General features: G+C 70.8%; 18 protein-coding genes and 2 pseudogenes. 14 read left to right on the top strand and 6 right to left on the bottom strand.

The annotated features are described in order from the left end of the window. From AWZ10_RS12270 to AWZ10_RS12235, 8 genes and pseudogenes are all read left to right on the top strand, one after another. Positions 1-421: pseudogene (locus tag AWZ10_RS12270) on the top strand (alpha/beta hydrolase); the annotation flags it as partial. A gap of 363 nt (positions 422-784) precedes the next feature. Continuing rightward, entirely contained in the window at positions 785-1687 is a 903-nt protein-coding gene (locus AWZ10_RS12265) for an alpha/beta hydrolase (RefSeq protein ID WP_425264487.1), read from the top strand. Between the two features lie 265 nt (positions 1688-1952). Continuing rightward, on the top strand, positions 1953-3272 hold the full coding sequence (locus tag AWZ10_RS12260; protein ID WP_078935672.1) for an acyltransferase family protein: 1320 nt from the start codon (positions 1953-1955) through the stop codon (positions 3270-3272). A gap of 10 nt (positions 3273-3282) precedes the next feature. Continuing rightward, positions 3283-4647: a sensor histidine kinase gene (locus AWZ10_RS12255; RefSeq protein WP_234361116.1), complete on the top strand. Its 1365-nt coding sequence runs from the start codon at positions 3283-3285 to the stop codon at positions 4645-4647. Next, the gene (locus tag AWZ10_RS12250) at positions 4644-5318 is read left to right on the top strand and encodes a response regulator (RefSeq protein ID WP_046707647.1); all 675 of its coding nucleotides are present in this window, start codon (positions 4644-4646) and stop codon (positions 5316-5318) included. The genes AWZ10_RS12255 and AWZ10_RS12250 overlap by 4 nt, the downstream gene beginning before the upstream one ends. Before the next feature lie 196 nt (positions 5319-5514). Next, the gene (locus AWZ10_RS12245) at positions 5515-6867 is read left to right on the top strand and encodes a sensor histidine kinase (RefSeq protein WP_046707646.1); all 1353 of its coding nucleotides are present in this window, start codon (positions 5515-5517) and stop codon (positions 6865-6867) included. Continuing rightward, on the top strand, positions 6864-7529 hold the full coding sequence (locus AWZ10_RS12240; protein WP_046707645.1) for a response regulator: 666 nt from the start codon (positions 6864-6866) through the stop codon (positions 7527-7529). The genes AWZ10_RS12245 and AWZ10_RS12240 overlap by 4 nt, the downstream gene beginning before the upstream one ends. A gap of 82 nt (positions 7530-7611) precedes the next feature. Then, positions 7612-8829, top strand: coding sequence for a cytochrome P450 (locus AWZ10_RS12235; RefSeq protein WP_060891073.1), 1218 nt, complete (start codon positions 7612-7614; stop codon positions 8827-8829). Here the strand turns inward: AWZ10_RS12235 and AWZ10_RS46880 are convergent. The 3 genes from AWZ10_RS46880 to AWZ10_RS12220 form a co-directional block, all read right to left on the bottom strand. After that, on the bottom strand, positions 8812-9090 hold the full coding sequence (locus AWZ10_RS46880) for a hypothetical protein (protein ID WP_079104348.1): 279 nt from the start codon (positions 9088-9090) through the stop codon (positions 8812-8814). The two genes, AWZ10_RS12235 and AWZ10_RS46880, sit on opposite strands and share 18 nt — an antisense overlap. A gap of 189 nt (positions 9091-9279) precedes the next feature. Further along, positions 9280-10941, bottom strand: coding sequence for an ABC transporter permease (locus tag AWZ10_RS12225; protein WP_060891072.1), 1662 nt, complete (start codon positions 10939-10941; stop codon positions 9280-9282). Continuing rightward, a complete protein-coding gene (locus AWZ10_RS12220; RefSeq protein WP_046709021.1) occupies positions 10938-11882 on the bottom strand; it encodes an ABC transporter ATP-binding protein in 945 nt (314 codons plus the stop codon). The genes AWZ10_RS12225 and AWZ10_RS12220 overlap by 4 nt, the downstream gene beginning before the upstream one ends. A 133-nt stretch (positions 11883-12015) precedes the next feature. Here AWZ10_RS12220 and AWZ10_RS12215 point away from each other — a divergent pair, with 133 nt between their 5' ends. After that, positions 12016-12561, top strand: a complete 546-nt coding sequence (locus tag AWZ10_RS12215) for a GbsR/MarR family transcriptional regulator (RefSeq protein ID WP_079104347.1) — start codon at positions 12016-12018, stop codon at positions 12559-12561. Positions 12562-12586: 25 nt separating this feature from the next. Here the strand turns inward: AWZ10_RS12215 and AWZ10_RS12210 are convergent, their stop codons facing one another. Further along, positions 12587-13108, bottom strand: a complete 522-nt coding sequence (locus tag AWZ10_RS12210) for a hypothetical protein (protein ID WP_060891070.1) — start codon at positions 13106-13108, stop codon at positions 12587-12589. A gap of 328 nt (positions 13109-13436) precedes the next feature. Between AWZ10_RS12210 and AWZ10_RS12205 the strand changes: the two genes are divergently transcribed. Together AWZ10_RS12205 and AWZ10_RS12200 are read left to right on the top strand one after the other, a co-directional pair. Further along, positions 13437-13931, top strand: coding sequence for a hypothetical protein (locus AWZ10_RS12205; RefSeq protein ID WP_208618486.1), 495 nt, complete (start codon positions 13437-13439; stop codon positions 13929-13931). Positions 13932-13995: 64 nt separating this feature from the next. Further along, entirely contained in the window at positions 13996-14817 is an 822-nt protein-coding gene (locus AWZ10_RS12200; protein ID WP_060891069.1) for a hypothetical protein, read from the top strand. Positions 14818-15282: 465 nt separating this feature from the next. Here AWZ10_RS12200 and AWZ10_RS12195 read toward each other — a convergent pair whose 3' ends face one another. Then, positions 15283-15873, bottom strand: coding sequence for a hypothetical protein (locus AWZ10_RS12195; protein ID WP_244172469.1), 591 nt, complete (start codon positions 15871-15873; stop codon positions 15283-15285). 600 nt (positions 15874-16473) lie between these two features. On the opposite strand from AWZ10_RS12195, the gene AWZ10_RS12190 reads away from it, so the two are divergent. From AWZ10_RS12190 to AWZ10_RS12180, 3 genes are read left to right on the top strand one after another with little or no spacing between them, the layout of a single operon-like run. Then, on the top strand, positions 16474-16857 hold the full coding sequence (locus AWZ10_RS12190) for a hypothetical protein (protein ID WP_060891067.1): 384 nt from the start codon (positions 16474-16476) through the stop codon (positions 16855-16857). 33 nt (positions 16858-16890) lie between these two features. Continuing rightward, entirely contained in the window at positions 16891-17442 is a 552-nt protein-coding gene (locus AWZ10_RS12185) for a hypothetical protein (protein ID WP_060891066.1), read from the top strand. Beyond that, complete coding sequence (locus AWZ10_RS12180; RefSeq protein WP_037702706.1) at positions 17439-17810, top strand: peptidase inhibitor family I36 protein; 372 nt, start codon at positions 17439-17441, stop codon at positions 17808-17810. Before AWZ10_RS12185 ends, AWZ10_RS12180 begins: the two co-directional genes overlap by 4 nt. Positions 17811-17884: 74 nt before the next feature. Here the strand turns inward: AWZ10_RS12180 and AWZ10_RS12175 are convergent. After that, a pseudogene (locus AWZ10_RS12175) lies at positions 17885-18351 on the bottom strand (diacylglycerol kinase); the annotation flags it as partial.

Here is an 18351-nt window from a genome sequence, read left to right as displayed (position 1 = left end):
GTGGGCCGCGGCCCGCCACGTACTCCCGTCCGGCGCGCCGTGGCGCACCCCCCGCCCCGCCCCCCTGCGCGGAGTCGTCGCCCTGGCCCCCATCGCCGACTTCGGCGTGGCCGAGAAGCTGGACGTCTGTGGCGGCGCGGCGACCCAACTCCTCGGCGGGCAGGACAAGTTCACCGACCGCCGTCCCTACGCCGACCCCGCGCTCCTCCTCCCGACCGGCATCGCCACGGCCCTCGTCCAGGGCCGCTCCGACATCGTCGTCCCGCAGGCCGTCGCCGAGGCGTACGCCGACGCCGCGGCCAAGGCGGGCGAGGTGGTGGGCCTGACCCTGCTGGAGGACGTGGGGCACTTCCCCCTCATCGACCCGGCGGCGGACGCGTGCGCCGTGGTGGTGGAGGAAATCTCGCAACTGGCCTGGTGAACGGTGCCCTGACACGGCCCCCCGCCACCGTCCAGGCTCCTCCCCGCTGATACCCGTAATACCTGAGGGCTACATCCCGAATGAGCTCTCTGGCGTGACGCCGACGACGAGCCTCGATCCATAACTTCTTCCCCAGAGCGGCCCGATGGACGGGCGGCCCGAAGGGAAGGGGCGGGTGACATGGGGGTCGCGACATGGCCGGAGGCAGACCTTCGGCCATCCACGGAACCACGCCCGACGGCACAACCACCCCGACCGTCCCCCACACCGGCGGACCCCCGACCCGACGCCTCCCGGCACGCCGCACCCTGGTTCCGGCCCTCCTGGCCGGCCCGGCTACGGCGAACACTGCTCGCCCTCCTGGTGGCGACGGCCGTGATCGCCCCCCTCTCCGCCGAGGCCCGGCCGCAGATCCCCGCCCCGCCCCCGGCAACACTCACCCCGCCGACCCCGACGACCCTCCGGTCGACGTACGAGGCCAACCGTGAGAACGCCGCGGTGGCGGCCCGCATGGCCGAAGCCCACGGCGACCGAAGCCGGGCCGCGACCGACCGGTGGATGGCGGCTCCTGCCCGGCAACTCCTGACGTTCGACGGCCGGGGTCCCGGCCGGGCGGTGGAAGTCCTGGGCGACCTGCTGAAGGCCGACCACATAGCGGTCCTGGTCCCGGGCTCTGACACGAGCCTGGACACATACGACCGCTTCCACAGAGCCGCACAGGCCCTGTACGACCGCACGGGCCCGGACACAGCGGTGATCGCCTGGCTCGGCTACGAAACACCCGGAACCATCAGCGCAACGGTCCTCACGCCCACCCGAGCCGAACGGGCGGCCCCTCACCTCCGCACGTTCATACGCGAACTGCGAGGCCTGGTGGGCGACTCCACCGGCGTCGCCCTCCTCTGCCACTCCTACGGCTCGGTCGTCTGCGCCCGCGCCGTCACCGATCTCGACGACGTCGACGACATGGCACTGATCGGCAGCCCCGGCACCGGCGCGGACAGCGCGGCCGCCCTGCACACCTCGGCACGCGTATGGGCGGCCCGGGGCACCGACGACTGGATCGGCATGGTCCCCCACACCCGAACCGACCTCTTCGGTACCACCCTCGGCTTCGGCTCCGACCCCACGTCCCCCTCTTTCGGCGCCCACGTCTTCACCGCAGGCCCCGCCGGCCACAGCGGCTACTTCACCCCCAACTCCACCTCCCTGAAAAACCTCGCCCGCATAGCCCAAGGCGCCCCCTCGGAGGTAACCCATGCGTGACCACACCCCCACGCCCAGGACTCCCCAAACTCCAGCAGCAGCAGAAGTAGGAGCAGCAGAAGTAGGAGCAGCAGAAGTAGGAGCAGCAGCGGGAGTCGGGGCTGGTGCTGGGGCGGAAGCCAGGAGTGGTGTCAATGCCCGGGGTGCGGCTGAAGCGCGGGCCTCAGCCGCCCATCACGCCCAACCCCCAGAAGGGCCACCCACACCCGACCACGGTTCCCGCACGGACGGCGCGGGTGGGGACCCCGACCAGGCCGAAGGTCGGGTGCACCCCAAGGCACCCGCACGACCCACCCACACCGAACGCCTCCGATCCCGTCTCGCCGCCATCCGCCGAGCCGCCCACCACATCGACACCGCCACCCCACCCCACCGAGACCGCGCAGTGGACGCCCTCCGGGCCCTCGCCATACTCGGCATAATCCTGGGTCACTGGCTGGTCACCGCCCTCGTCGCGGACGGCAACACCCTCCACGCCGCCAGTCCCCTCCAGCACATGCCCCAACTGGCCCCCATCTCCTGGCTCTTCCAGACCCTCGCCGTCTTCTTCCTGGTGGGCGGCCACGTAGCCACGAAGAGCTACACCTCGGCCCGAGCCCACGGCACCACGTACACCCCATGGCTGCGCACCCGCCTGGCCCGTCTGTTCCTCCCGGTCGCCGCCCTCATGACCCTCTGGACGGCGGTCACGATCACCCTCCTGGCCACAGGCGCCAGCGTCGACACGGTCCACACCCTCGCGAAACTGGCCCTGTCCCCGCTGTGGTTCCTTCTGGTCTTCGCCGCCCTGACGGCAGCGACACCTCTGCTGACCCGCCTCAACCCGCTGTGGCCCCTGGCCGTCGTCCTTCACGTGGACCTCATCCGATTCGGCCTCGGCGGCCCCCAGGGCCTCGGCTGGATCAACCTGGCGGCGGGCTGGCTGGTCCCGTACACCCTGGGCGCGGCCTGGACCCGAGGCGAACTGGAGCGCTCGCGCGCAGGCTGGACCCTGCTGGTGTCGGGTACGACGGCGACGGCGGCCCTGATCATCTGGGCCGGCTACCCGGCGTCGATGGTCGGCGTCCCCGGCGCGCAGATCTCCAACCTCAACCCACCCACCCTGGCCGCCGTCACCTTCGGCCTGGCCCAGTGCGGACTCGCCCTGCTGCTGCGCGGCCCGCTCCGCCGCATGCTGCGGCGACGGCCCATGGCCTGGGCGGCGGTGGCCCTCGTCAACCTCTCGGCGATGACGGTGTTCCTCTGGCACCAGACCGCGCTGATGGCGACCACCGCCACCGGCCTCGCGGCAGGCCGTCTCCCCGGCCTGCACACCCTCCCCGACGACCTCAGCTGGGTGGCCGCCCGCCTCGCCTGGCTACCGGTGTTCGCCCTGGCGCTGCTGGTCTGCCGGGCCGCCTTCCACGGGTACGAGAACCGCCGTCCCCGTACCCGCGGGGGCTCCCGGGTGGTGCGCGTCCAGCGGCGGCAACAGCCCCAAGGGCCACGGCGATCGGCAGGCACGCGGCAGCCTCACGGCACGCAGCGGCATGACAGCACGCGGCAGTCGAATAAGACGGAGACCAAGGCGGTCCGTCATGCCTAGGGTGGTGCGGATGAGTGCGGTGGAGAAGCGGCTGACCAAGGTCCTACAGATGCTGCGCGAAGACCTGTGGAGTGGCACGTCGCACCCACTGCCCCCGTCGGTCTGGCTCCGCTGGCTGCCGCACGGCCTGGTCTTCCTGTTCGCGTTCGGCACCACGGTGGCCAACGCCGATTACATGGTCGACGGGTACGGCCTGGGCATGGAGTACGGCCTGCTGTGCGCGGCCGCGCAGGGAGCGGCGGTGGCGCTCGCGCTGTGGTGGCCGGTTCCGGCGTGGTGGCTGTCGACCACGGTCATGGCCGTGGCGGCCATGGGCGCCCGCGTACACCAGATCTCCAACCCGACTTCGGACGCCCCTTTCTGGCCGTGGAGCGGGCCCGGGATCTTCGCACACACCATGGTGCTGTTCCTGCTCGCGCTGCGGTTGCCCACCCGCGTGGCCGTCGAGGTGCTGGCCCTCACCGCGCTGGCCACGTACGTCCTCCAGGGGCTGGTCGGCGGTCAGAACTACGTGCCGTCGGGCGCGTTGGCGCTGGCGATGTTCACGGGTGTCACCATCCTCGGTGGCGCCCTGCGCGGCCGCCGTGAGGCCCGTACCCAACTCGTCGAGCAGACGAGCATGACCGCCGAGGAACGCGCCCGCCGCACCGTCCTGGAGGAACGCAGCCGCATCGCGCGCGAGCTGCACGACGTGGTCGCCCACCACATGTCGGTGATCTCCATCCAGGCCCAGGTCGCCCCGCACCTGGTGGAGAACCCGTCCGAGGAACTGAAGGAGAACCTCCACGGCATCCGGCAGAACGCGCTGGAGGCCCTCACCGAGCTCCGCCGCGTCCTCGGCGTCCTGCGCTCGGAGAACGACCCGGACGCCGACCCCGACGACCCGCACCGGATAGCGGCCCTCACCGAAGGCACCGCCCCGCACGCCCCGCAGCCCACTCTGGACCGTCTCGACGCGCTCATCGACAACACCCGCGCGGCCGGTCTGGCGGTCGTCACCGAGATCCACGGCGAGGTGAACCCGCTGCCGCCGGGCGTGGAACTGTCGGCGTACCGGATAGTGCAGGAGGCGCTCAGCAACGCCCTGCGGCACGCGCCCGGGTCGACCGTTCGGGTGGAGCTCACCCACTTCCCGCGCGGCCTGCAGGTACGGGTGATCAACTCGCGTCCCGCCCGCAAGGCCCCACCGTTCCCCGGCGCCGGCCACGGGCTCCTCGGTATGCGTGAGCGTGCCGCGATGCTCGGTGGCACCCTCATGGCGACCGAGACCTCCCACGGCGGCTTCGCCGTCGTGGCCTTCCTTCCGCGTAACGGCGAACCCGGCAGCGAGCTCTGGGAGCAGACACCGGACACGACAGGAGAAAAGCGTCCATGACGAGCAGCACCATCCGTGTACTGATCGCCGACGACCAGCAGATGGTCCGCCAGGGCTTCTCGGTGCTGCTCAACACCCAGCCCGACATCGACGTCGTCGGCCAAGCGGTGCACGGCCTCGACGCGATCGACAAGGTCGCCGAACTCGCGCCGGACGTCGTCCTGATGGACATCCGGATGCCCGAGCTGGGCGGCATCGAGGCCACCCGGCGCATCACCACCGAGCGCCCGCACATCAGGGTCCTCGTCCTCACCACCTTCGACCTCGACGAGTACGTCTACGAGGCGCTGCGCGCCGGCGCGTCCGGCTTCCTCCTCAAGGACGCCTCCGCCGACCAGCTCGCCGAGGCGGTACGGGTCGTCGCGGCGGGCGACGCCCTGCTCGCACCCGGCATCACCCGCCGCCTCATCGCCGAGTTCTCCCGCCTCGGCACCACACCCCGCGCCCCCCTCAAGGCCCGCGTCGGCGACCTGACCGAGCGGGAGACCGAGGTGCTCACCCTGATCGCCCAGGGCCTGTCCAACGCCGAGATCGCCCAGCGCCTCGTCGTCGCCGAACAGACCGTGAAGACCCACGTGGGCCGCATCCTGGTCAAACTGGGCCTGCGCGACCGCACCCAGGCAGCGGTCTTCGCCTACGAGTCGGGCCTGGTCCGCCCCACGGGCTACTGAACGCCCGCCACCGCCCACCACCGCCGGACACGGACACGGTCTATCGGTCACGGACACGGTCTATCGGTCACGGACACGGTCTATCGGTCACGGACACACGCCGACCACGTATGACCCGTAGTACCTGAGACGGACTCGGACAGACCCTCCTCACTGGTGACGACGCCGGCCCGGCCCTCCGCCTACCGTTTTCAACGTGACCGAGACGACCCAGACGCACACGATGCCCTTGCGCGGTGAGGGCAAGCCGAGCAGCAGCCCGGAGTTCCGGGTGGCCATGGACGCGTGGCGCAGGCTACGCCAGGACCTGTTCCACGACGGGTTCGCCTACCGACCGATGCCCCCGATGAAGATGGACGGCCCGTTCACCAGCCGGCTCTCCGGCCGCCTGCGCGAATACGGGGCCTGGGCCCCGCACGCGGCCGTGGTGATGGCCGGCCTGCTCTCGATGGCCATCGCCGCCTCCGCCAGCGACGGAAGCGGGCTCACCGCGATGGTGGCTGCCGCCTTCGCCCTGATTCCGGTCCTGCTGACCATGATCAGACCCGTGGCAGCCTTCTGGGTGTCCATGATCGCGGCCCCTTTCGCCGCGGTGGGCACCGATCTGTGGGACGACTGGCCGTGGACGGCCGGCAGCTTTGCGGCCCACCTCGTGGTGATGACGGTCGTGGCCTTGCGCACGCGGCCGCGCGTAGCCGCCTGGATGTGGGGCCTGACCGCGGCGTACGGGGCGTTCTTGGAGAGCATCATCGGCGGCGGCCACTACGCGCCGAACAACACGAGCCCGCTGCTCGTCGTCTCCGCCATGTCCTTGCTGGCCGCCTCCGCCCTGACCATACGCCGCACGGCTCAGCACGAGGTGACCGCGCAGCAGACGGTGACCGAGCACGAGCGCTCCAAGCGCACCCTCCTGGAGGAGCGCACCACGATCGCGCGCGAGCTGCACGACGTGGTCGCCCACCACATGTCGGTGGTCGCCATCCAGGCCGAGGCAGCGCCCTACCGTGTGGAGAACCCGCCGCCGGAGCTGGAGCAGGCCTTCGTCACGATCCGGGAGAACGCGGTGGCGGCGCTCACCGAGCTGCGCCGTGTCCTCGGAGTGGTCCGCGCCGAGGACTACGAGGCCCCGGACGCCCCGCAGCCCACCCTCGCCGACCTCGACGGCCTGCTCGCCAACGTGCGGGAGGCCGGCCTGACGGTCGACAAGGCGGTCACCGGAGCGGTCCGTGAGCTACCGCAGGGCGTGGAGCTGTCGGCGTACCGCATAGTGCAGGAAGCCCTCAGCAACACGCTGCGGCACGCGCCGGGCGCCACGGCCCGCGTGGAGATCGGCTATGTCCTGGGCGGCCTCGGGCTGCGCATAGTCAACGGCCCGTCGCCGGAGGTGAGCATGGTGAAGTCCACGCACGGCACCGGCCACGGCCTCACCGGCATGCGCGAGCGCGTCACCATGCTGAACGGCGAGATGACGACGGGCGATACGGAGGACGGAGGCTACGAGGTGACGGTGTTCCTGCCGGTGTCCAGCGTGAGCGAGGCCGACGCATGACGATCCGCGTGCTGATCGCCGACGACCAGATGATGGTTCGCGAGGGCTTCTCCGTGCTGCTCGGCGCGATGCCGGACATCGAGGTGGTCGGTGAGGCGGTGAACGGCCGGGACGCGGTCGAGCGGGTCCGGGAGCTGTCGCCGGACGTCGTCCTGATGGACATCCGGATGCCCGAGCTGAATGGCATCGAGGCCACCCGGGAGATCGTCGCGTCGAACGGCGGGGCGAAGGTGTTGGTCCTGACCACGTTCGACCTCGACGAGTACGTGTACCAGGCGCTGCGCGCGGGAGCCTCCGGCTTCCTCCTCAAGGACGCCTCCGCCCGCCAACTGGCCGACGGGGTCCGTGTGGTGGCCGCCGGGGAGGCGCTCCTCGCCCCGTCCGTCACCAGGCGCCTGATCACGGAGTTCTCCAAGCTGGCCCAGGCCCCCCGCCCCTCGGCGGCCACCCAGCTGGCGTACGGCGAACTCACCGACCGCGAGACCGAGGTCCTGGTCCTCATCGCCCAGGGGCTGTCCAATCTGGAGATAGCCGAGCGCCTGGTGGTCGCCGAGTCCACGATCAAGACCCATGTGAGCCGGATCCTGGTCAAGCTGGGCCTGCGCGACCGCACCCAGGCGGCGGTGTTCGCCTACGAGGCGAGGTTGGTCACTCCCGGCTGACAGGGCCCCGGAAGAGGCTTTGTCGAGGTCACACACTGGTTCCCCCTGTTCATGGGGCCCGCTCGCGGGTTAGCGTCCGGTCATGGCAGCTGCTTCCGACCTTGCTTTCGACCCGTGGGACCCCGACTTCGTGGCCGACCCGTACCCGGCGTACGCGGAGCTGCGGGCCCGGGGCCGCGTGCAGTACTTCGAGCCCACGAACCAGTGGCTCGTCCCGCACCACGCGGACGTCTCGGCGCTGCTGCGGGACCGTCGGCTCGGGAGGACGTACCAGCACCGGTTCACGCACGAGGACTTCGGCCGGGGCGCGCCGCCGGCGGAGCACGAGCCGTTCCACACGCTGAACGACCACGGGATGCTCGACCTGGAACCCCCGGACCACACACGGATCCGGCGGCTGGTGTCGAAGGCGTTTACACCACGCACGGTGGAGCGGCTGAAGCCGTACGTGGAGAACCTGGCCGGTGAGCTGGTGGCCGGGCTGGTCGACGCGGGCGGGGGCGATCTGCTGACGGATGTCGCGGAGCCGCTTCCGGTGGCGGTCATCGCCGAGATGCTCGGTATCCCCGAGTCGGACCGGGCACCGCTGCGGCCCTGGTCGGCGGACATCTGCGGGATGTACGAGCTGAGCCCGTCGGAGGAGACGGCGAAGCGGGCGGTGCGGGCGTCGGTGGAGTTCTCGGAGTATTTGCGGGAGCTGATCGAGCACCGTCGGGCGGAGCCGGGCGAGGACCTGATCTCGGGCCTGATCGCCGCACACGACGAGGGCGACCGCCTCACCGAGCAGGAGATGATCTCGACCTGTGTGCTGCTGCTGAACGCGGGCCACGAGGCGACGGTCAACGCCACGGTGAACGGCTGGTGGGCGCTGTTCCGGAACCCGGAGCAGTTGGCGACCCTGCGCGCGGACCACTCGCTGGTGCCTGCGGCGGTGGAGGAGCTGATGCGGTACGACACCCCGCTGCAGCTGTTCGAGCGGTGGGTGCTGGACGACATCGAGATCGACGGGACGACGGTCCCGAGGGGCGCGGAGATCGCGATGCTGTTCGGCTCGGCCAACCACGACCCGTCCGTGTTCGCCAACCCCGAGAAGCTGGACCTCACCCGTGAGGAGAACCCGCACATCTCCTTCAGCGCGGGCATCCACTACTGCATCGGCGCCCCCCTCGCCCGTATCGAACTGGCGGCCTCGATGACGGCCCTCCTGACCAAGGCCCCGACGCTCGCCCTCGCCACCGAGCCGACACGGAAGCCGAACTTCGTGATCCGGGGCCTGGACGGCCTAGCCGTCGAGATCTGAGAAGTCCCCACCGCCCGACCCCGACCCCGACCCCGACGCGGGCCCCCGCCCGGACTCCGCCCCCGACCCCCGTCGCCGGGCGCGCAACAGCGCGATCACCAGGCAGGCGGCGGCCGGGAGGGCGGCGCCTGCCAGGGCGACGAAGGGGAGTTCGGTGGCGAGGACGGTGTAGTCCATGTCCTCGCCCTCGAAGCCGCCTTGGAGATGGCGTCGCGTGCGGTCCGAGGTGCTCCAGGCGAGCGTCGCGGCCAACATGCCCACCGCTGACAGCGCACATCCCCCACACCCCAAGGTGCTCTGCCGATTCACCCCCGGCCCCCTCGCGTCCCTCGTTCCCCTGGTCCTGCTCGTCCCGCTCGCCTCGCTGCTCCGGGCTGCTCCGGTTGGTCCATGACGACATGACGGAAGGGACGCACCCCGGTCGGCCGTGGTTCTCCTGGGTGCCCGCCTTCAGCTGCTCAGATCCCGCCGCCGCAGCCCCGCCAGACCTCCCGCCACCAGCACCACCGCGATGCCGACCAGCACCAGCACCGGCGTCCACTCCATCTCTCCGCCGGGCAGCTTGGGGAGATGACCGAAGGGGGAGAGGTCGAGGACGGCTTGGGGTGCGTTGAGCACGGGGCCGATCCAGCCGATGAGGAGGACGGCGCCGGCGAGCCCCCAGGCCGCCGTGGCCGCTCGGGGGGTGAGCCCGTGGAGCAGGACGGCGGCGCCGCCGATGACCCACACCCCGGCGACCTGGACGAGGCACGCGCCCAGGATCGGGCCGGCCTCCTTGCCGTAGCCGAGGGCGAAGCCGAGACCGGCGAGGAGCATGATCCACGCGGTTCCGCCGAAGGCGACGAAGAGGTGTCCGGCGGCCCAGCGGAGCCGGCCCACCGAGTTCGCCAGGAGCGGTTCGGCGCGCCCGGAGGTCTCCTCACCGTGCAGGCGCAGCACGGTGCCGACGATGTAGAGCGCGGCGATCAGGCCGAGCATGCCGATCATCGAGGCGAGGAAGGCGTCGGTCAGACCGGACTGGCCGCCCATGCGTTCGAAGATCTCGCGGGCGCCCTCGTTGTCGCCGACGAAGTCGGCCGTGCCTTCGGTCAGTCCGCCGTAGACGGCCCCGGCGAGGAAGAAACCGATGCTCCAGCCGAGGACGCTGCCCCGCTGCAGCCGCCAGGCCAGGGCGCCGGCCGTACCCAGTCGGCCGGCCGCCGGTCCCGGCCGGGTCGGCAGGAAGCTCATGCCGACATCGCGGCGCCCGGCGAGTCCGTACGCCACCGCGCCCTGGATCGCCGTCGCCGCCACGAACAGCAGCAGCACCCACCACCGCTCATCCGCGAACGAACGCTCGTTTTCCAGCCACCCCAGCGGCGACACCCACGTCAAGAAAGACGAACCTTCGTTCTCGGAAGCGTCACCGGCCGCCCGCAACACGAACGCCGCGCCCAGCACGCCCGCCGTCAGCCCCCGCGCCAGCCGTGCGCTCTCCGTCAGCTGTGCGACGGCCGCCGCCATCGTCGCGAACACCATCCCGACGCCCGCGATCCCCAGCCCGAACGCCGCCGCTCCCGTAGCGCCCTGCCCGGCCAGCCCGAGTGTGACCAGCAACGCCAGTCCGCCGTTCGCGACGGCCGCCGTGAGCAGGGCGGCGGTCAGCGGTGCCCGGCGGCCGACCATGCCCGACGCGACGAGTTCCTGGCGGCCGCTCTCCTCCTCGTCGCGGGTGTGGCGGATGACGACGAGGAGGCTCATGACGGCGGCGAGGAGCCCGGCGTAGACGCCGACGCGCCAGGCGGTCAGGGCGCCGAGGGAGTCGTCGAAGGCGGGGCCGACCAGGGCACGCAGCGACGGGTTAGTGGTCATCTGGCGCATGAGGTCGGCGCGTTCGGCGGCGGTGCCGTACAGACTGTTCAGGCTGTTCGGCATGGACAGGACCATCAGCCCGGTGACCGCGACCCAGACCGGGACCATCACACGGTCGCGGCGCAGGGCGAACCTCAACAGGGTGCCCGTACCAGCCAGTTGACGGGACCCGCCGGACCGCGAGGCGAAGAGACCGGCGGTGGAGGTGCCGGCGGTGGAGGTGCCGGAGGCGCTGGTGGAGGCGCTGGTGGGGGCGGTCATCGCGCGACCGCCTCTCCTGCCACGGTTTTGGCGGCGGCCCGTACGTCGTCCAGCTCGTCGTCGTCCTGGTAGTGCCGCAGGAACAGCTCCTCCAGGGTCGGCGGCGTGGACGTCAGGGACCGTACGCCGGAGTCGGTCAGGGAGCGGAGTACGGCGTTGAGTTTGTCGGTGTCGACCTGGAGGTGGACGCGGTTGCCCTGGACGTCGAGGTCATGGACGCCGGTCAGGCCGGTCAGGCCGACCGGCGGACCGGCGAGTTCGGCGGTGACGGTGGTGCGGGTCAGATGGCGCAGGTCGGCGAGGGAACCGCTCTCGACGGTGACGCCCTTGCGGATGATGCTCACCCGGTCGCACAGTTCCTCGACCTCGCTGAGGATGTGGGACGACAGCAGGACCGTACGGCCCCGGTCGCGCTCCTCCCGTACGCACCGCTGGAAGACCTCCTCCATCAGCGGGTCCAGGCCCGAGGTCGGCTCGTCCAGGATGAGGAGGTCCACGTCGGAGGCGAAGGCGGCGACGAGGGCGACCTTCTGGCGGTTGCCCTTGGAGTAGGTGCGGCCCTTCTTGGTCGGGTCCAGCTCGAACCGTTCGAGCAGCTCCGCGCGGCGCCCCGCGTCCAGCCCGCCGCGCAGCCGTCCGTAAAGGTCGATGACCTCGCCGCCGGACAGGTTCCGCCACAGGGTCACGTCGCCGGGGACGTACGCGATCCGGCGGTGCACCTCCACCGCGTCCGCCCACGGGTCGCGGCCCAGCACCTGCGCGGCGCCCGAGTCGGCGCGCAGCAGGCCGAGCAGGACGCGGATGGTGGTGGACTTTCCCGCGCCGTTGGGGCCGAGGAAGCCGTGGACCTCGCCGGTCTCGACGGTCAGGTCGAGGCCGTCCAGCGCATGGGTCCGCCCGAAGGACTTGTGGAGTCCGGAGACGGTGATGGCCTTCGTCATGTTCAGAACGTACGCTTACTTCAGAAATTTGTGAAGTTAAGGAAGGGTGTGAATCGCCGGTAGGCTGGCCATGGTGTCTGACCAGGGCGCATCGAGGGGACACCGAGGGGATACCGAGGGAGCTGATCGAGGTATGGCGGAGTCGAAGGCCGAAGCGGCGGCCGGAGCGAAGGCCGCAGTGGCGGCCGGGGCGGAAGCCGTGGGGCGCGACGCCGAGTCGGTCTCCCGTTTCGTCGAGCACTTCGCGGCGCAGCTCGTCGAGGCCGGGATGCAGCGTATGCCTGCCCGGGTCTTCGCCGCGCTCCTGTCCTCCGACACCGGCGCGCTGACCTCCGTCGAGCTGGGCGAACAGCTGCGGATCAGCCCCGCGGCCGTCTCCGGAGCGGTCCGCTATCTCGCCCAGGTGCGCATGGTGTCACGCGAACGCGAGCCCGGTTCGCGCCGCGAGCGCTACCGCGTCCACAGCGACCAGTGGTACGAGGCCCTCACCAACCGCGAAGCGATCATCAAGCAGTGGGAGGTGTCGTTGCGCGAGGGTGTCGCCAGCCTGGGTGCCGACACCCCGGCGGGGCGCCGGCTCTCCGAGACCCTCGCGTTCTTCGAGTTCATCGAGACCGAGGTCGTAGCGATGATGGGCCGCTGGCGCGTCCACCGCGACGAGATGTTCGGCCGAGACTGACCGGGCGCCGCCTCGCCCTCAGCCCCTACCTGTCCGTCTTCTCCGCGTCCGTCTCCGCGTCCGTCTTCGTGCCCGTCTCCGTGCCCGTCTCCGTACGGCTCGCCAGCCGCTCGTAGCGCTGCCTCGCCGCCTGGGGGGTCTGGAGGCCGAGGCCGAAGGCGATCTCCGGCCAGGTCATGCCGCGCCCCCGGGCCATTTCGAGGAGCCCGACCTCCAGTTCGTCCATCTCGCCACGGGCGAGGGGGATGAGAGTCAGCGCGGCGGTGATGTCGGCGCGGTCGACCCCCTCCTCACCGTCGGCGAGGAGGGCGGCGCCGCTGAGCAGGTACGAGACCAGTCTGATCGCCTCGTGCGCGCCGAGGACATGGGGGTGGACCTGGCGGTGACGCTGCTCGTCCGTGGCCGCGTGCCGCTCGGCGATGCGGAACAGGGACGTGTAGACGCGCTGGGCCCGCGCCCCGTCCGCGCTCGGGGGTGTGAAGGGGTCGGCGGGGGTGCCGGGAGGGATGGGATCGGCGCCATCGGCCGACGGCGAGGTAGACGACATGCGACCAGCATCGAATACAAACAAACCGTTGTCAACGATTTATTTGCCCCGTGGCTCTCGGGGCTTACCTGGCTTTCCGCTGAGGATCGCGGGACCGGGCGACCGGTTCCCCCTGTGCGGACGCGAAGATCCCGCCGAAGGCCAGTGGTTCGCGGGTGAAGCGCGGGAGCGGTGCCCTCGTGCAGTCGTCGGCGGCGCGTGGCCAACTCGCGGCGACCGGTGGTGGATCGGGGCGCGGGGTTCGATCGCGGATTAAAACTGATGCGCGAAGATCGCATGTCTGATTCGATGACTGTCGCTCAACAGCAGTCAATAACGGGGGCATTACATGCGAATACGTACAGGGGTGGCTTCCGCTGCCGTCGCCGGCCTGCTGGCCTTTGGCGCAGCCGTCCCGGCGCAGGCCGACGACAACAGCACACCGCAGCCCGACAACTCCTACAGCCATCAGAGCACTCACACCGCCGCCGCCGGCGTGGGCGCTTTTGTGACCCGGGGCGACGACGTCCACTTCTCACACACGGTCGCCGGGACCGTCAACGCGCACGGCTGGTGGAAGCGTCTGAGCGGGCCGGCGACCAAGGCCAAGGTCACGGTCGACCTCCAGGTCAAGTCCGGGGTCGGCTGGCGGACGCTGAAGACGGGGACCAAGACCGTCTACTCCGGCGGCGGAAGCGGTAAGCGGACGCCGGCTGCCTGGAAGTGCACGAATCTGATCCAGAAGAACTCCTTCCGCAGCATCGTCGACGTCGACCTCGTCGGCTATCCGGACGACTCCAGCAAGAAGATCACCGACACACAGACGCTGTACTGTGGCACGTGATGAAGAGCTGACAGCGGCGCCGGAGGAGGAATCCTCCGGCGCCGCCTGTTTTCCGGGAGTGCCTGTGATTCCCCCCACCGTGATCGTCGGTCTGCACGGCATTCTGCAGCGGCATGCGTGGTTCGACCGGGTGGTGGAGCAGGATCCCGAGAGCTCCGTGGAGGAAGATCTCCTCGGTCTCGCGATCGATCGGGCCGGCTCCTACGGCTGGCAGACCCTGAGTACCTGGCTGACCGAGGGCGGAAAGGTCACGGCTCACCATGAGCCCACCGCGTGGGCCCAGGAGGAGGTCGGCGGAGACTGGACCGACGACGGCAGGGTCCACCAACTGGGCTGGCTGCAGGCAGGGGTTCTCACTGCCCCCCCGCGTCCGGGTCTGCCCGTCCGGCCGATCGCCCTGGTGCTGTCCGAGTCGTTGGCTCGCGCGGGTGAGGTGACGTTCACCGGCCTGCATGCCCTGCTGCCGTTGCAGGCGGCCGAGCGCAATACGGCCTTCCACCAGACGGAGTTGGCGCCGTGGTTCGGCCTGGCGGATCCGGACGCCCGGCACGCGGTGGTGGTGACCGTCTCCGGCCGTCCCACGGAGTGCGGGCTGGGCGAGGACGACGTGGTGGCCGTGCGCGACGCGGTGCGGGACATGGCGCAGGACGCGGTGGAGGTCTCCGCGTCCGTCGCGGGCGGTGGCCTGCCGGGACTGGCGCTCGATCTCGACCGTGTCCCGCATACCGAGGGGATGCGCGAGGTGATGCGGTTGGGCTGCCGTACCCGTGAGTGGTCGCCGGACATCGCGGTGTGGCTGGTGGAGATGGTCGCGGACGGGTTGCGGGGGGTCGGGCGGCCGGCGCCGTTGGTGGTCACGGTTTCCCTGGCGTCACCGGCGGCGTAGTTCTCCCAGTCGTCCGCGGAGGCCGGGCCGCGACCGGCCGGCTCTTACGGATCTCACTCGGCCGGAGCCGTTCCGCCGTACCGCGCCCGCCGCCTTCCTGGCGGCGCGGTGTCGTTTGCCCGGCCGCATCGAGCGAAGACACGAGACGCCGTCCCTGCGGCAGGCGTCCATGCGGGCCACGGGGGCGCCGTCACCACCACCGGCGGCCGCGCCCTCCGCGATGACAAGAACCCCCACGGCCCCCTCGTGTACCTCTCTCCCCACGGCTGGTACGCCTTTCCTGCCGCCGCCAAGGACGCCAAGGGCATAGCACGGCTGGAGTAATCACCGGCCCATGGTCATGCCGCACGGATTAGCATGAAGAGGTCGTCCCAGAGGGATGTCCCGTGCCGGAACCCCGGCTCGATTACGGCGAGCCGGGGTTTCCGATGGTGCGATGAGGCCTTCAGGCCTCCGTTGTCAGATTCAGTGGTGTCCGTTGATCACGCGGAAGCTACCCACGACAGCAAGAGGCTCCAACTGCTGCTGTCCGGCGACCGAGTTGCTGGAGCTGTGAGGGCCTACCGTGGCAACGGGAGCGCCGTTGTCACAGGTGAGCCCACTGTAGAATTCGACGGTCCGGTCGCTTTCGTTCCGGATGTTGAAGCTGGTGGTGTTGACCTGGGGGACCAGCGGGCTGTTCACGTTGATCACGACGATGCAGGAACCCGGGTCGGCGGAGTACGACCGCTCGTTGACGTAGATCCGGCCCTCGTCCCAGTTGCCGCCCCGGCCTTCGCCTCGGCCCTCGCCCCGGCTCTCACCCCGCCCCTCGCTCTTCTTCGAGCCGCTCCAGCTCTCCTTCGACCCGGCGTCGGCCGGGGCGTTCGCGGCGTTCGAGCCGGCCTCGGTGCCCGTGCCGTTCCCTCCACGCGGGGCTACGGGGGCGGCGTCCTGCACGATCGAGGCGGACTGGGGGGCGGACTCCAGGGCGGAGCTGGCGTAGGTGACACCGGTGGCGGCCGCGACTGCCACGCCGACGGAGGCGGCGATCACTGTGGCTTTACGAGTGCGCAATGCACTTCCCCTTCTCTTCGTTCTCGTCGACAGGACCTGCCGACGAGAACGAACGTAATGACGGCCATTTCCGCTGTCATGTCGAGGAAGTCCGGAGCAGTGTGAAAATAGGGCCGGACGGCCGTATGAAATGTCGCCCCGGAGAGTGACGATCGGCGTGCCTGACGCCTCATCAAAATATGGCAATGAGCTGGTACTTTGATTCGAGAGAGGCCTCTGTCCGGAACCGGCTGACACGTCGTCACCCTGATGGAGGTCCCGTGGGCGGACCTTTCCCTGAGCGACCGTCAGGTCATCTCTCGATTCGAATGGCTGACGCCTCCTCAAGAACCGTCGGAACGCGGGGAAAAGGCCTTGCGTCCCGTCGCGTGAATTCAATGAAGAGAAGCTATTGCGACGGCGTGTCGCGCGCTCGTGCGGGCCTTGTTGTGCCTATCGTGATCGGCCCTCAGTCGAGGGTCGCGACGTCGGCGACGCACGCCCCCCGCGCGCTCACCTGAAGGGGTGGAAGCGGGCATATCGGTGTGCGGGCTGGGCAGGTCGCCGTGTCAGCTGTGGCTGGCCCCTGTCGACCGACCACCATTCCCGGGAATCCACCCCATGCGCCAACTCGCCATCCTGTCCGCGGCTTTCGCCGTCCTCCTCCCCACCGCCTCCCCGGCGGCCCCGGCCACCGCGCCGGCCACCCCCACCGCCGTACCGCCGGGGCATGTGTACTTCTGGCCCGAGCGCGGTCAGATGGGTCCGGGCGGTGCCTGGGACTACGCGCCACGCGGCTACCGCGAGGCCGACGCCCGCGTGAAGCGCCACGCGTACTCCTTCGACTCCCACGCCCCCGTCAGCGTCTTCGCCATCCACTACAAGTCCGGCGGCGGCTGCCTCTACCGCGAGATCCGCCCCGACGACTACGACGACGACTGGAGCGACTGGGCGACGAAGTTCGACGGCGTCAGCGACACGCGGATGGGCTGCGAGGCGGGCTGACCGACGGCAACCGTCGAGCGGACCGGACCCACGATGAACCCTCGCCCTCGTACGGCCTTCGCCGCGCTCCTCGTCTGCGGCCTGTTCCTCACCGCCGGTACCGCCTGTTCGGCTGCCCCGGCCCCGCCCCGGCTCTCCCCGGACGACGTCGTCAAGGCCGCGACCCAGCGGCTGACCGACGCCTGCCTGACCCGTCGGGGGCTCACTCCGCCGCGCCCGGGACAGAGCGCGCCGCCCGACGCCGAGCGGGCGCGGGTCGCCGAGGCGATGTTCGGGGCGGGGCGTACGGAGCTGTCGGTGCGGCTGCCCACCGGATACGTCGTCCGCGCCCACACCGACGGCTGTCTGGCCGCGGCCCAGCGGCGCCTCTACGGCGACCAGCGCCGCTGGTTCCGCACCTCGACGATCGTCAACAACCTCAAGCCCGAGGCCGCCCACACCGACCGCACCCTCGCCGAGGTCCGCGCGGAACACCGTACGGAACTCGCCGACTGGCGGCGGCTGCGGGCCCGCGCCCTCACCGAAGCCACCTCTCTGATCGGCAGTACCAACCCCCCACCCCCGAAGGGAAAAACAGCACAGTGAAGCGCTTCACCGCCCTGTTCTCCGCCGTACTCCTCTCCGCCGGAGTGGTCCTCGCGTCGTCGGGCTCCGCTCAGGCCGCCGCCTGCGGCAGCGGCAACTTCTGCGTCTGGACGGACGCCAACTTCTCCGGCATGAAGATCGAGTGGCCGGGCGACGACCACTGGTGGGAGAGCAACATCGCCGACGAGGACTCCTCCTGGGCCAACCACGGCATCTCCGGCGCCGGCATCAAGGACCACGTCAAGGTGTACTCCAGCGGCAACCTCGGCGGCCACATGACCATCTGCCTCACGCCCGGCCAGGAGGTCGGCTACAACGGCGCCGCCAACGACGACGGAGACTCCCACACCTGGGCAGCGAGCTGCTGACCGGTGAGCCAGGGGGCGCCCGGCACGCACCGGGCGCCCCCGCCCCGGCCTCACCGACACCCACACCGGTGCCCTTACCCCGGCAGCGTCAGCCCCCAGGCCCCCTCCCGTACCGTCCACGTACGCGTCCGTACCGGCCCCGCCACCAGGGAATCCGCCCGGTAGCGGAAGTCCGCGCCGGACACGGTCACCCGGTGGCCGACCGCGTGCAGCGGGGACGCCTCGGCGTCCATCGACACCGGCCGGATCTCGATGTCGGCGCCGCCGTCGATGCCGGGCGTGATCGACACGGCCTCCACGGGCTGGTCCAGGTCGATGAGCAGGACCCCGTCCACCTCCACCCGCAGCCGCGAGGGCCCGGCACCGCCCCCGGCGGCGACCCGTATGCGCGACGGCCGCAGCGGACGGGACAGCCGGGCGGGCCGCGTCGGCCGCGTCGACAACGTACGGGCGAGGGACTGCGGCCAGGCGCGCAGCCAGAAGTGCTGACCGTGCGACGGGTCACCAGCCGACGCGCCCGCCCCCGGCCCCCGGTCCGTTC

The organism is Streptomyces europaeiscabiei, assembly GCF_001550375.1.
Taxonomy (GTDB): Bacteria; Actinomycetota; Actinomycetes; order Streptomycetales; family Streptomycetaceae; genus Streptomyces; species Streptomyces europaeiscabiei.
The sequence above is the reverse complement of the archived record's forward strand: the minus strand, read 5'-3'. Positions and strand labels throughout refer to the sequence as shown.

Excerpts from the sequence above, each read along its gene's own strand:
- AWZ10_RS12255 (WP_234361116.1), top strand. The coding sequence starts at position 3,283 with ATGAGTGCGGTGGAGAAGCGGCTGACCAAGGTCCTACAGATGCTGCGC.
- AWZ10_RS12250 (WP_046707647.1), top strand. The coding sequence starts at position 4,644 with ATGACGAGCAGCACCATCCGTGTACTGATCGCCGACGACCAGCAGATG.
- AWZ10_RS12240 (WP_046707645.1), top strand. The coding sequence starts at position 6,864 with ATGACGATCCGCGTGCTGATCGCCGACGACCAGATGATGGTTCGCGAG.
- AWZ10_RS12235 (WP_060891073.1), top strand. The coding sequence starts at position 7,612 with ATGGCAGCTGCTTCCGACCTTGCTTTCGACCCGTGGGACCCCGACTTC.
- AWZ10_RS12225 (WP_060891072.1), bottom strand. The coding sequence starts at position 10,941 with ATGACCGCCCCCACCAGCGCCTCCACCAGCGCCTCCGGCACCTCCACC.
- AWZ10_RS12220 (WP_046709021.1), bottom strand. The coding sequence starts at position 11,882 with ATGACGAAGGCCATCACCGTCTCCGGACTCCACAAGTCCTTCGGGCGG.
- AWZ10_RS12215 (WP_079104347.1), top strand. The coding sequence starts at position 12,016 with ATGGCGGAGTCGAAGGCCGAAGCGGCGGCCGGAGCGAAGGCCGCAGTG.
- AWZ10_RS12210 (WP_060891070.1), bottom strand. The coding sequence starts at position 13,108 with ATGTCGTCTACCTCGCCGTCGGCCGATGGCGCCGATCCCATCCCTCCC.
- AWZ10_RS12205 (WP_208618486.1), top strand. The coding sequence starts at position 13,437 with ATGCGAATACGTACAGGGGTGGCTTCCGCTGCCGTCGCCGGCCTGCTG.
- AWZ10_RS12190 (WP_060891067.1), top strand. The coding sequence starts at position 16,474 with ATGCGCCAACTCGCCATCCTGTCCGCGGCTTTCGCCGTCCTCCTCCCC.
- AWZ10_RS12185 (WP_060891066.1), top strand. The coding sequence starts at position 16,891 with ATGAACCCTCGCCCTCGTACGGCCTTCGCCGCGCTCCTCGTCTGCGGC.